The sequence below is a fragment of the Streptomyces sp. SID12501 genome, assembly GCF_010550245.1.
Lineage (GTDB): Bacteria > Actinomycetota > Actinomycetes > Streptomycetales > Streptomycetaceae > Streptomyces.
Map to the genome: position 1 here is coordinate 1 of NZ_JAAGLU010000528.1, position 469 is coordinate 469.

General features: G+C 75.5%; 1 pseudogene. It reads left to right on the forward strand.

The annotated features are described in order from the left end of the window. A pseudogene (locus tag G3I71_RS47120) lies at positions 1-469 on the forward strand (hypothetical protein); the annotation flags it as partial.

Here is a 469-nt window from a genome sequence, read left to right on the forward strand (position 1 = left end):
GCCGGCGCCGCTCACCGAACGGCGAGGCCGTCACCGTCACCTACCACCACGCGGTGCAGTACCAGAGCGGCCGGCCGCTCGGGCCGTGGCAGGACCTCGGCACCCTCTACCGGAGGCCGGAGATGTCCCACCGGGGCGGACCTCCTGTCGTCGCCGTCGACGCCCGGGGCGCGGCCCACGTCTTCGTGCGCAACGCGGGCCGCGGGATCCACCTGAAGTTCCAGGGCGCGAGGGGCGACTGGGGCGACTGGCAGGACCTGCACGGCAGCAAGGCCTTCGAGGGGATCAGCGCCGGCTCCACCGCCGACGGCCGGGTCGAGCTCTCGGCCCCCGGCGAGAAGGGCATCTCCCGCTGGACCCGGAGCGCTCCGGGCGGCCCCGTGGACCGGGACGAGGACCTGCCGTTCCTGGCCCGGGACGGATCGGCGGTCGTCCTGGAGACGGCCCCCGGGCGCGTCACCCACTTCTG